The organism is Bradyrhizobium genosp. A, from assembly GCF_049949275.1.
Lineage (GTDB): Bacteria > Pseudomonadota > Alphaproteobacteria > Rhizobiales > Xanthobacteraceae > Bradyrhizobium.
Genome location: NZ_CP188196.1, coordinates 7746615 through 7758362, shown reverse-complemented (window position 1 = coordinate 7758362; position 11748 = coordinate 7746615). Strand labels below are relative to the sequence as shown.

The following is an 11748-nucleotide window of genomic DNA, read 5'->3' as shown; positions in this document are numbered from 1 at the left end:
CCACGACCATCCGCGCAATGCCGGCCAGGTTGTACCTATTCTTTGGTGTAGGTCGGAGGCTCTCCTCGAAGCTCGGCAGGCAAGGTCTCCCACAGCCGGATTAGTTCTCCGATCGAGCCCGCCCGCAATTTCCTCGTCGCATTGCCGCGATGCAGCTTGACCGTGATCTCGCTGATGCCGAGGTCAAACGCGATCTGCTTGTTGAGACGACCCTTGACCACTGCACGCAGCACCTCGCGCTCGCGTGGCGTCAATGTTGCGTAGCGCTCGATATGTTGCCGGGCGCGACGTGCGGTCGCTCTTTGTGCGACATCTTTGTCGAGCGCGGCCGTGACCGCGTCGAGCAGCGCCTGGTCCCTGACGGGCTTGGTGAGAAAGTCGATGGCGCCTGCCTTCATCGCCTGCACCGTCATTGCGATGTCGCCATGACCGGTGAGGAAGATGATCGGCCGCGTGTTGCCGTTCAGCAGGAGATGCTGCTGCAGATCGAGACCACTGGCGCCGGGCATTCGGACGTCGAGGATCAGGCAGCCCGGCCGTTCCGGCAGATCGGCGTGCAACAGTTCCTGCGTCGATCCAAAGCAGCAAGCATCGAGTCCGACTGACAGGAGCAGTTCGCGAAGCGCGAAGCGCACCTCCGCGTCGTCATCCACGATCAGGACGAGCGGGTGATCTTTGGTTTCGGAATCCACGTTTAAGGGAGGTGAGGCATAAGAGCGGGCGGTTGTCTCAAGCATGGCGTGGCCTCTTGATCGCTTCCGGCTCCGCGGTCTGTCGTCGTGTCTTTCGGAGGGTCAGAAGACGCCTCTTCCCCGCACGGAATAGTCACGACCACCCGGGCTTTTACGGCTCTTAAGGCTATACCGTACCGTCGTCTTTCCCAAAACGCGCATGGATTGCCTAATTCTGCTTTACGCCGCTGACTTTATCACAAACGCACGATGGAACCGGAGCGGGATGGCTGGCGAGCCACGCGCATTGCGCACGCAAGCCTGGACGACCGTCCACGGATGACCGGTCACAACCGAGTTTGACCCTTTCTTGTCAGCCATTTTTCGCGCGCATTTCGCGTTTCCCACCAGGCTGCCGCCGCACCTTAGAGGCGAGACTTGACCGATCCGCGGCCAGCAGCTCAGCGCACCCCCGCTTCCAGCCGACCGGCTGGTTCACCCTAGACCAGGGGACTAGAAGCACGAGCCCCTCGCAGGATAGCCCGAAGGGCTTCCTGCGACGCATCCTCATCGCCGTCTCGTTGAAAGAAGCGGAGAAGGCGATGTCCATCACCGAGGAGCGACGACCAGCGCAGAAACGGACGTCATCATTGCACCGACTTCGGCGAAGCACTCCCTCATCCCGCCATGCGACGACCCACCCAGCTGTGTCTCCGAGCAGTTGCGTTGATCCCGTTCCTCAGTCCTCGGGCAGGCCGTTCGACGACAAGCTGGTCTACGCCGTTCATCAGGCGCAGCGGGGCGCCTCGGCATGTTCTCCGGAACATGTATCGCGCAATCTCGAGAGGAGCCGAGGCGTTGTCGAGGACGTCTCCGACGAGATGCTGCTCCGGAGCGTTGCGGAGGGCGACAAGGCAGCCATGCACATCATCTTCGCCCGACACCGCAAGAGGGTTTCCCAATTCATCCAGCGCCTGGTTCGTAATCCGGCGATCATCGATGATCTCGTCAATCAGGTGTTCCTCGACGTGTGGCGCTCCGCAAACATGTTCGAAGGTCGCGCGCGCGTCGCCACCTGGCTGTTGGCGATCGCCCGGTTCAAGGCGATCGGTTCACAGCGAGGGCGAACGCATGAGGATATCGATCGAGACGATGTGCTTGGAATTATCGACGGCGGAGAAACGCCGGACTTGGCCCTGGACCGCAAGGAAACCGAGGGCATCCTGCGCGCATGCATCGACAAGTTGCCCCCGGCCCATCGGGAAATCATCGACTTGTTCTACTTCCGCGAGAACTCCGTAGCCGAAGTCAGCGGGATCATTGGTATTCCGCAGGCCACCGTTAAGAGCAGGATTTTTTATGCACGCAAGAAGCTTGCGAGCATCCTGGTAGCGGCGGGTTTCGACGCCACGGCAACCCTCTGAAATCGTGATGTAAATCATTTTGTCATGAGCTCCGCTGGACGGCTCTTCAGCCATCCGCAATAATGGACATCGGTGCGCCGACTTGCTGATCCGCATGCCTGCATGAGCAATGGTTGATATGGCACAGAGCGGTTTTCATGGTCAGAAGTTTGCGGAACTTCTGCGTCTTCGAGATACCCCGCCATCGGTGATCACGCGGTCGATGCGTGGCGTCGAGGTCGCAGCCACGGAAACGCGGGATGACAATCCCGTTCCCGGTCTTTGCGGCGCAATGGTCCCCGAGGATGCCTACATCGTCAGCTTGAAACTTCGCGATTATCCCGACTGCGAATACTGGGAGCACGGAAAGTGCGTGACCAAGCCCGATATCCGGGCAGGCGCAACTTATCTCTACGACATGAAGAACGATCCGCGGTTTGTGATCGACAAGCCGTTTCACTCCCTTCATTTCTATGTTCCGGCTCTTGCTCTCAACGGCATTGCAGAGAGGTTCGGAGCGCGGCGTGTCGGCCAACTCGACTGTCAGTTCGGCACTGGCTTTCACGACGAGATCGTGCATCACGTCGGCGCAGCGCTATTGCAGAGCTTGCGTCGGCCGTCCGAGACGAATCAGCTTTTCGTCGATCACATGATGCTCGCGCTTACGGCGCATGTCGCTCAAGCGTATGGTGGACTGCGCGGTGCCGAACCCGTGACCAGCGGCCTTGCTCCGTGGCAGGTGAGACGTGCTTGCGAAAAGCTCCGGGCTGATCTCACGGGGAAGCTTGCGATGCAGGAGATCGCCGCTGAGTTGGGCCTCTCGGTCGGCCATTTTTCCCGAGCTTTTCGAACGTCCGTCGGGCTGCCACCACATCAGTGGCTGCTTCGCCAGCGCGTGAGCGCCGCCAAGCAGTTGATGACCGTTCGCGGTTTAACACTGGCCGAGATTGCGATAGCGGCGGGGTTTGCCAGTCAAAGCCACTTTACCCGCGTATTCTCGAACTTGGTTGGCGTCAGCCCAGGCGAGTGGCGCCGCGATGCTCGGAGTGGCCGAGAAAGCGAGATTTGAGCTGGGACTTGGCGATCGCACGCGGCATGTCGGCTGGGGCAGAAGCTTGGATTGACGGCGATCGGATTCCTCAGAAGATCGCGTCCTCGAACAGGAAAACGCATATCGGTGATGGCTAGTCAGCTTCTGGACGAATTTCGGTCGTGCGGCGCTGCAGTCGACGTCCGTTCTGATCTGCTAGGCGTTGTCGCGCGCGCCACCATTCTTGCGGGCCATCTGCTCAATTCCTTCATTTGGAAAAGCGAAATTCGCCGCGAACGTTTGTTCGCTCGATACCAGCAAAAATGCCAGCAAACCGGACGGCTGCGGTGAATTTTTACGTGTGTTTTCAATGCGTCGCGAAAATTTTCTCGTGAAAACCGGAATCGAACCAAAGGCTTAAGTTATTGTTATTATTTGTATTTTTTCCGTGGTGCCCCTGGCCGATAATTGCCTAATGGCATAACCAGCTGAATTTGCAGTGATTTTCGGCGCCGATTGCTCCCGATACCAGCAGTAATACCAGCAAGTTGACGCGCGGTAGAGCTGCCAAAAATAAAACAGCAGGCTCCCGGGCTGCAGGCACGCCCTATGCCGTTCGGTCTCCACAACGCCCCAACCGGAATCGAACCCGGCTCCCGACGGGATCGACCCCATCATAATATCGCGAGGTCAAGGAGGATCTTGTGGGTAGGCGTCCGCCAGCTCCTGCTCGAGCATCCCGTTCGCCACGGTGAGCGCAATTATGGTCGCCGGCAGATCGCCGTCGCGCGCTCCATGGCCTGGTCGGCGACAGCCTCGAGCTCCGCGGCAGCGTCACCGGGTCGCTCGGGCGCTGCCTCACCGGCCATCTCGGGGCCTCGAATCGCTCCCTCTTTGCCGGCGCCCTCCCCGGCACTTCGCCGCGGGCATATCGTCACTCTGCCGGTTGCGGTGTGGAGGAGGCATCGTATGCGGCCGCGCGAACGAAGCGGTGGGCGCGGCAGAACCAAGGATAGAGGGCTGGGAGCACCAGTAATGTGAGCAAGGTCGCGCTGATCAGGCCGCCGATGACGACGGTCGCGAGCGGGCGCTGCACTTCGGCGCCGGAGTTCGTCGAAAGTGCCATTGGCAGGAAACCGAGGCTTGCCACGGTCGCCGTCATCAGCACGGGGCGCAGCCGCGTCATGGCCGCCTGCCAGGCCGCAGCGGCGGCGGCGAGTCCTTCCTTCCGCCGTTCCTCCATGTAGCTCACCATCACGACGCCATTCAAAATGGCAATCCCGAACAAAGCGATGAAGCCGACCGCGGCCGAGATACTGAACGGCATGCCGCGCACTACGAGCGCAAAGATGCCGCCGACTGCCGCAAATGGCACGTTGAAGAAGATCAACGTCGCAAGCCGTGCGCTGCCGAACATCAGATAGAGTAGCAGGAAGATGACGGCGAGCGCGACCGGCACCACAGTCGACAGTCGCGCTATTCCCTCCTGAAGGTCCTGGAAACTTCCAGTCCAGGAGATCGTATAGCCCGGTGGCAGGTGCACCTGGGCTGCAACTGCCTGCTGCGCGTCGGCGACAAAGCCGGCGAGCGGCCGCGCGCGTACATTGGCCTGCACCTTCGCCACGCGCTTGCCCAGCTCGCGCTCGATCTGGGCGGGACCAGGCTCCCAGTTGATATCGGCGAGATCGCCGAGAGCAACCGATACGCCGGTGCCGTTGCCGACGCGCAGCGAGCGAATGCGCGAGATGTCGTCGCGGTCCTGCGGGGCCAACCGGACGCGAATATTGTACCTCTCTTCCCCGTCCTTCATGGTGCCCACGGTGCGTCCGCCGAGCGCCTCGACGAGATCGAGCACCTGGGTAGCGTTGAATCCGTATCGCGCAATGGCTTCGCGATTGACGACCACCCGGAGATAGGGCTGGCCCACGGTTTGCTTGGCCTGCACATCGGCCGCGCCGGGAACACCCGAAACGACACGCGCCACTTGGTCGGCCAGGTCGCGGAGTGTTGCGGTGTCGGTCCCGTGGATCACGATGCCGAGGTCGGCCATGACGCCCTGCAGGAGATCGTCCATGCGCATCTCGATCGGTTGCGCCCAGCTTTGGGTAATGCCGGGCACACTCTGATCCAGAGCCTCCTTATAAGCTTCAATCAACCCCGCCTCTGTCTGCGCGGTGCGCCATTCCGACTTCGGCTTGAGGATGATGAAGGTGTCGCTTTGCTCGACGCCCATCGGGTCGGTCGGGATCTCCGAGCTGCCGCCAAGCGTGACGACGGTCTCGACCTCGGGGAATTTTTTCAGCGTCTTCTCGACCATGGTCTGGGTGGCAATGGCTGATTCGAGCGAGATGCCGGGTAGCTTGGTGGTCGTGACGGTGAGCGCGCCTTCCTCCAGCCGAGGCAGGAACTCCGCACCGAGACGGGAGCCGATCACCAGAGCGCTCCCCAGCATCACGGTTGCTACCAACATCGTGATCCCTGGATGGCGCATGGTTCTCGTGAGCACCGGCGCATAACCGCGACGGGCAAAGCCAATGATGCGACTGTCGCGTTCGGCGACCGGTTTGCGCAGGAAAAACGACGCGAGCACCGGCATAACAGTGAGCGTGAGGGCCAGCGAAGCGCCCAGCGCGAACATGACGGTCAGCGCCATCGGACGGAACATCTTGCCCTCCACGCCCTGCAAACTGAGGATCGGAACATAGATCAGCGTGATGATCGCGACCGCAAACGCGACCGGCTGGGCAACGTCGTGCGCTGCCTCGCGCACCGCCTGTGATGCCGGAAGCGAGGGTGCCTCCGCGCGACGGCGGACGATGTTTTCGATCATGACGACCGCACCGTCGACCAGCAGCCCGAAATCGATGGCGCCGAGGCTCATCAGGTTGCCTGAGAGACCCGTGAAGTACATCGCGGTGACGGCCGCGAGCATCGAGAGCGGAATGGCGAGCGCGACAATGAGGGCGGCGCGAAAATTGCCCAGCAAGAGCAGCAGCACCATGATCACCAGCAACGCGCCCTCGGCGAGATTGTGGGCCACGGTCTCCAGAACGCGATCGATCAGACCGGCGCGATTGTAGTATGGAGTGATACTGACGCCGGGCGGCAGGGTCTTGTTGATCTGCCCAACAGCGGTTCCGAGCCGCTGCGCGACTGCCCGCGTATTCTCGCCCAACGTCATCAGCGCGACGCCTACTATGGCCTGGCCGTTGCCTTGGCTCGTGACCGCGCCGAGCCGCGGCATCGGTGCCTCGACCACTTCGGCGACGTTCCTGACGTAGAGCGGCGAACCGCCGGATGCGGTGCGCAGGACGATATTGCCGATGTCGCCCATCGACTGCAGCAGCCCTTCGCCGCGGATCACGGCCTGCTCGCCGTTCCGCGCGATGGTCGCACCGCCAGTCGCACGATTATTTTGCGACACCGCATTATAGATGTCCCCGATAGACAGACCGAAGCGTGTCAGTGCGCTCTCGGAGACGCGGACCTCGTAGGTCTTGAGTTCGCCGCCGTTGACGTTGACCTCGGTAATGCCCGGAACTTGCTTGAGCTGCGGTGCGACCTGCCAGTCCAGGATCGAGCGCAACTGCATCAGTGAGTAGCCCTTGCCCTCAACCCTAAACTGATAGATTTCGGAGAGGCCATCGGAGAGCGGCCCGAGCATGGGCGTGCCAGTGCCCGCCGGCAACGACGTCTGGGTCAGGCGCTGCGCCACCAGCGTGCGGTCGCTCAAGATGTCGCTGCCGTCGGCGAACTTCACGTAGATGACGGAAAGCCCGTAGCGCGAGATCGAGCGGTAGCTCGTCATGCCCGGCAAGCCCTGCAGAGCGAGTTCGATCGGCGTGGTGATCGAACGCTCCACATCCGGGGGAGCGAGCCCTGGCGCTTGGGTCGTGACCAGCACCTGCAGCGGCGAGATGTCCGGATCGGCGTCGAAAGGCAGGCGCTGCATGCTCAACACGCCAACGCCGACCAGCGCGGCGATCAGGACAAGAACGAGCATGCGGTTACCCAGGGCGGCATCAACAATACGATTGATCATGGCCGTGTCTCCTTCAGCCCTGGTCCGGAATGGTGGATTGCATCAGCGCCGCCTTGAGCCAATAGCTGCCCTCGCCGACGACTTGGGTCCCGGCAGTAAGTCCGCTCGTGATCTGCGTGTTTCCGTTTGCAGCCAGGCCGGTATGAACCGCGCGCCAGGCGAACTCGCCATGGCCTGTCGGGACGAATACGACGCTCTGCCCATTGACGTCCTGCAGGCTACTGCTCGGCACCATGACAGCGTTGCCGCCCTGCTGCGAGAGGATGGTGACGGTCGCGAACATGTTGACGCGCAGTGCGCCGTCCCGGTTGGGCACCTCACAGCGCACCTTGGCCATGCCCGTTCCCGATTCGATCTGATCGGGGATGTAGGTGACGCGGGCAGCAAAGACACGGCCCGGGAAAGCGCTCACCTTGACCTCGACTGCATCGCCCACCTTGACTGCGCCGAGATCCCTCTCGGCTACATCCGCCTGCACCCACACAGTTGAAAGGTCGGAGACGGTGAAGATCGCGCTTGCCGGATCCACAATCTCCCCTTGCGCGACCGACACCGAATCGAGCACGCCGTCGAATGGCGCGACAATCGCGGCCCGCGAGTCGAGCGTCGGCTCGTCACTGGGGCTTGTGCCCGCGGCGGCCGGGCGCATGGGCAAGAGCCGCGCCTCTTCTTCCTGGTACTGCCGCAATTGAGCTTCCTTGGTGCGGAGATCGGCTTCCATGGTGGCTGCGGTGGCGCGACGGGTCTGGACCTCGGCCTGGGTCACGAGGTCGCTGCGAATGAGGTTTGTTGCGCGGTCATAAGCTGCATTTGCCGCAGTGAGTTGCGCCTTTGCCTGATTGAGCGCCGCCTCAGCGCCCAGAACTTTGCTGTGGGCGGCACTAAGGTCGAAATTGTCGAGAACGGCCAATCGCTGCCCCGCGGTCACCCGATCACCGGCGTTGACGTCGAGCGTCTCGATCCGGCCGCGCGCCATGGATCTGATGCGGGCAACATGGAGCTGATCATATCCAACACTACCGGTCGCTGACACGGCGCGCATCAGCGGGCCGGCCTTCGCTTCCTCCACTTGCAATTGCAGGTTCGCAAGCTTCGGCTCTGAGAGAGCAATTGTCGCGGGGAGCTGCGCATCTGTCGCCATAACTGCGGGTGCGCTCACAGCCACCGAGTTGGAAGAGGACGAACGACCCGCTGCGAATCCCAGGACTACGGCGATACCGAATGTTGCCACACCAAAAAGCAGTCGACGCTTCAGAGTCGACAACGTCCCAGGAAAACGCGACTGGCGCTGATGGGACTCCGACCAATTCATCGCGAATACGTGAGCTGTGCGTGATGGGCTAGTATGGTTCATTTCCCGCTCCTGACCAAAACCGTTCGTCGGGATCGTTAGCGGGCTTTTCTGACGCCGACCTGAAGCCTATCTGCATGACGTTCAGGTTGGCGTCAGCTTCCTCCTGCAATTTCCCTTCATGACAACGAGCGGGCCCATGCGAGTATTGCTGGTTGAAGACGAGCCGCATCTTGGTTCGGCTTTGCAGGAGCATGTTAGAGCAGCCGGACACGCCGTCGACTGGTTCGAACGGCTTGAACCGGCGGAGCACGCGGTGCGCACGGTATCTTATGACGCGCTGCTACTTGATCTGCATCTGCCCGATGGGCGCGGCCTCGATTTCCTGCGCAAGCTTCGCCGCGGCGGTAATGCGCTCCCGGTCGTCATCCTCACCGCGCGCGACCTGGTCAGTGACCGGATCGAGGGGCTGAAGGCGGGTGCTGACGATTACATCGTCAAGCCCTTCGACCTCGACGAAGTGAATGCGCGATTGGAGGCCGTCAGCCGCCGGTATTTTGGCAACTCAGTGCCGGTCGTTCGGATCGGTCCGGTAGAGTTGGAGTGGGAATCGAAAGTCGCGCGGCTAAACGGACGATCGGTCGAACTGAGCGCGCGGGAGTGGGCCGTCATCGAGGTGCTGGGTCGGCGGAAGCAATCGACGGTGTCGAAAGAGCAGATCGAGGACGCGCTATACGCGTTCGGCGAGGAGATCGAGAGCAATACCATCGAAGTCTATGTCAGCCGCATCCGCCGCAAGCTTGGGCGGGATTTCATTCGCACGATACGCGGTCTCGGCTACCGCTTGGGAGATTAGCACGTGGCACGCGGGAGCCTGGTTTCGCGGTTGATCTGGATGCTGGCCTCATCGATGGCGGGGCTATGGCTGCTGGGGAGCATCGCCGCCGGCATGTTGACCGTATTCGAGATTAACGAGCGGCTCGACGATGCGATCGAGGAGGTCGCGCAGCGGCTGCTGCCCGTGACCTATGATGCTGTCCAGCAACCACAGGGCATGCAGCAGATGGCCAAGCACCTGATCGCGACAATGGATCCGAAGGCTCTGGCCTACCAGATCATCGGGCCGACCGGCGACATCGTCATGCGATCCGAGAACGCGCCCGAGACGCCGTTTCCGGTGCCGCGCCAGGCTGGATTTCATGACGCCCCACGTTACCGAATCTATTCTCAGCCAGCGGCTGTCGATGGCTATTTCATCGCGGTTGCCGAGCCCGCCGTGCACCGCTCCGAGTCTCTGAGGCGGGCAGTCGCGCTCACGGTCGGACCGCTGTTGCTGTTCTTGCCGCTATCATGGTTCCTAATCCGCTGGACAGTGCTCCGGAGCATGAGCTCCCTGGACCAGTTGCGGAGCGAGATCGGCCGGCGCGATGGCTCCAATCTGTCGCAGATCCCTGATATGGGCCTGCCGAGCGAGCTCGCCTCGATGCTGTCCGCAGTGAATCGCTTGCTGGAGCGGTTGGAGCGTGCGCTGGCTACTGAGCGCCAGTTCGCAGCGAACAGCGCGCACGAATTGCGGACGCCGATCGCCGCCGTGCTGGCGCAGATGCAATTGTTGTCGGCGCAGCTCGCCGGCACGCAGCATGCGGAGCGTGCCGCGCGGATCGTCAACCAGATAAAAGGGCTCAGCAGTCTTGCCGAGAAATTGCTGCAGCTGTCCCGGGCGGGGGCCGGCGCCGGCATGCAGCGGGAACGTATTGACGTGATGACCGTCCTGCAAGTTCTGGTTGATGAGTTTCGCCGACGCGAGGACGTGGGAGACAGGCTGGTGGTCACTGCGCAATGTCCCGACGAATTCATTGTGCAGGGAGAGTTGGATGTTCTCGGCATCACGCTCCGCAATCTGATCGAAAACGCCGTCCGCTATGGCGCTCCCGATGAGCCCATCGAAATCGTCATCGAGGGCGGTCGACAAATTCGGATGCTGAACGGCGGCGCTCCCATTCCATCCGAGACGCTCGAAACGCTGAAAAAGCCTTTCGTTCGCGGATCATCGGTCGGCGCAGGCGGAGGTCTCGGGCTCGCCATCGTTGACAATGTCATGAAGCAGATCGGCGGCAGCCTGACACTCATTTCTCCGATTATAGGTCGGCCCGCCGGCTTTGAGGCGCGTCTGGTCTTTCCTGAAACCACATGAAATCCTGAGTATTCGCGTCATTCGGCGTCGGCGCACATTCCGGGAGGTGTCGATCGAATCCCGAGTTGTTGGGCGCGAGAGTTGCCACGAGGCATGGCGAGTGGCTCGGCTGCCGCAGACGCCGGACATCATCAATGCGTGACTGCTCTCTTCGCAAAATCAAGGCGCGTAACGGACAAATTCATTGGACCTTCCCATGACCATCCTGCCAAGTCTTCAACAACTCCGCTTTCTATGTGCCCTAGCCGAGCGATGCCATTTCGGCCGTGCCGCAGAAAGTTGTGCCGTCACTCAATCGACGTTGAGCGGGGGAATTAAGGAGCTCGAGGCTCGGCTGGGCGTCGCGCTGTTTGAACGCAGCCATCGCCAGGTGATGCTGACGCCTCTGGGGAAAGAGATCGCGATGCGCGCCCAGCGTCTACTGGTCAACGCTGAGGAATTGGTCGGCTTGGCGCGCAGCGCGCAGGAGCCACTATCCGGGCTGCTCCGGTTCGGGGTTATTCCAACAGTCGGGCCTTATGTCCTGCCCTCCTTGCTTCCGCATTTGGGCACTGCGCTACCGAAGCTCAGGCTCTACGTCCGTGAGGCACAGACTACGGTACTTCTGGATAAGCTTGCCCAAGGCGAGCTTGATGTTTTGCTCGTGGCCATTCCCTACGAACTAGGCGACGTCGAAACGATGGAAATCACGCAAGACCCGATCGTCGTCGCAATGTCGCGCAACCATCCTCTTGGTCATCACAGCGCGGTCAGCCGCGATGATCTCTGTCGTGAGCAGTTGCTCCTGATCGAGGACGGACATTGCCTGCGCAGCCACTCACTGCAGGCATGTCGGGTGCCTGATCCAATTCGCAACGAGATCTTCCAGGCGACGAGCCTGCGAACGCTGGTCCAGATGGTGGCCGCGGAGCTTGGCATCACGCTGATGCCCCAGATCTCGATAGATTCAGAACTGGCTTCAACCCCCGACGTTGTAGTTCGGCCGCTCTCTCCAGACAAGCCGTTCCGGACCTTGATGCTGGCCTGGCGGTCGACCTCTGCGCGCGGCGCCGAATTCGGGATGCTCGGAACACTCATCCGAGAATGTCTGGCCGGTACCAGGAGAGCAGCTGCCTAA

General features: G+C 61.5%; 9 protein-coding genes. 6 read left to right on the top strand and 3 right to left on the bottom strand.

Features of this window, described 5'->3' with window-relative positions; translation table 11 throughout:
• Positions 1-35: 35 nt before the first annotated feature.
• A complete protein-coding gene (locus ACP2YP_RS36315; RefSeq protein ID WP_426421103.1) occupies positions 36-737 on the bottom strand; it encodes a response regulator transcription factor in 702 nt (233 codons plus the stop codon).
• A 704-nt stretch (positions 738-1441) separates the two neighbouring features.
• On the opposite strand from ACP2YP_RS36315, the gene ACP2YP_RS36310 reads away from it, so the two are divergent.
• The 3 genes from ACP2YP_RS36310 (at position 1442) to ACP2YP_RS36300 (ending at position 3455) form a co-directional block, all read left to right on the top strand.
• A complete protein-coding gene (locus ACP2YP_RS36310) occupies positions 1442-2095 on the top strand; it encodes a sigma-70 family RNA polymerase sigma factor (protein ID WP_426426397.1) in 654 nt (217 codons plus the stop codon).
• Positions 2096-2213: 118 nt separating this feature from the next.
• Complete coding sequence (locus ACP2YP_RS36305) at positions 2214-3143, top strand: helix-turn-helix domain-containing protein (protein ID WP_426426395.1); 930 nt, start codon at positions 2214-2216, stop codon at positions 3141-3143.
• 111 nt (positions 3144-3254) lie between these two features.
• Positions 3255-3455 carry a hypothetical protein gene (locus tag ACP2YP_RS36300; protein ID WP_426421102.1) on the top strand — a complete coding sequence of 67 codons (201 nt, stop codon included), beginning with the start codon at positions 3255-3257 and terminating at the stop codon, positions 3453-3455.
• 583 nt (positions 3456-4038) lie between these two features.
• On the opposite strand, the gene ACP2YP_RS36295 is transcribed toward ACP2YP_RS36300, so the two are convergent.
• The gene (locus ACP2YP_RS36295; protein WP_426421101.1) at positions 4039-7146 is read right to left on the bottom strand and encodes an efflux RND transporter permease subunit; all 3108 of its coding nucleotides are present in this window, start codon (positions 7144-7146) and stop codon (positions 4039-4041) included.
• A gap of 13 nt (positions 7147-7159) precedes the next feature.
• On the bottom strand, positions 7160-8410 hold the full coding sequence (locus ACP2YP_RS36290) for an efflux RND transporter periplasmic adaptor subunit (RefSeq protein ID WP_426421100.1): 1251 nt from the start codon (positions 8408-8410) through the stop codon (positions 7160-7162).
• Between the two features lie 226 nt (positions 8411-8636).
• Between ACP2YP_RS36290 and ACP2YP_RS36285 the strand changes: the two genes are divergently transcribed.
• The 3 genes from ACP2YP_RS36285 to ACP2YP_RS36275 all read left to right on the top strand — a co-directional run bounded on the left by ACP2YP_RS36285 (position 8637) and on the right by ACP2YP_RS36275 (position 11748).
• Positions 8637-9293 (top strand): response regulator, encoded by a 657-nt coding sequence (locus ACP2YP_RS36285; protein WP_426421099.1) that lies wholly within the window; start codon positions 8637-8639, stop codon positions 9291-9293.
• A 3-nt stretch (positions 9294-9296) separates the two neighbouring features.
• On the top strand, positions 9297-10631 hold the full coding sequence (locus tag ACP2YP_RS36280; protein ID WP_426421098.1) for an ATP-binding protein: 1335 nt from the start codon (positions 9297-9299) through the stop codon (positions 10629-10631).
• A 196-nt stretch (positions 10632-10827) separates the two neighbouring features.
• The gene (locus ACP2YP_RS36275) at positions 10828-11748 is read left to right on the top strand and encodes a hydrogen peroxide-inducible genes activator (RefSeq protein ID WP_426421097.1); all 921 of its coding nucleotides are present in this window, start codon (positions 10828-10830) and stop codon (positions 11746-11748) included.

What these genes read in the sequence shown, in the direction of transcription:
- ACP2YP_RS36300 (WP_426421102.1), top strand. Translation starts at nt 3,255, where the DNA reads ATGGCTAGTCAGCTTCTGGACGAATTTCGGTCGTGCGGCGCTGCAGTC.
- ACP2YP_RS36305 (WP_426426395.1), top strand. Translation starts at nt 2,214, where the DNA reads ATGGCACAGAGCGGTTTTCATGGTCAGAAGTTTGCGGAACTTCTGCGT.
- ACP2YP_RS36285 (WP_426421099.1), top strand. Translation starts at nt 8,637, where the DNA reads ATGCGAGTATTGCTGGTTGAAGACGAGCCGCATCTTGGTTCGGCTTTG.
- ACP2YP_RS36275 (WP_426421097.1), top strand. Translation starts at nt 10,828, where the DNA reads ATGACCATCCTGCCAAGTCTTCAACAACTCCGCTTTCTATGTGCCCTA.
- ACP2YP_RS36315 (WP_426421103.1), bottom strand. Translation starts at nt 737, where the DNA reads ATGCTTGAGACAACCGCCCGCTCTTATGCCTCACCTCCCTTAAACGTG.
- ACP2YP_RS36295 (WP_426421101.1), bottom strand. Translation starts at nt 7,146, where the DNA reads ATGATCAATCGTATTGTTGATGCCGCCCTGGGTAACCGCATGCTCGTT.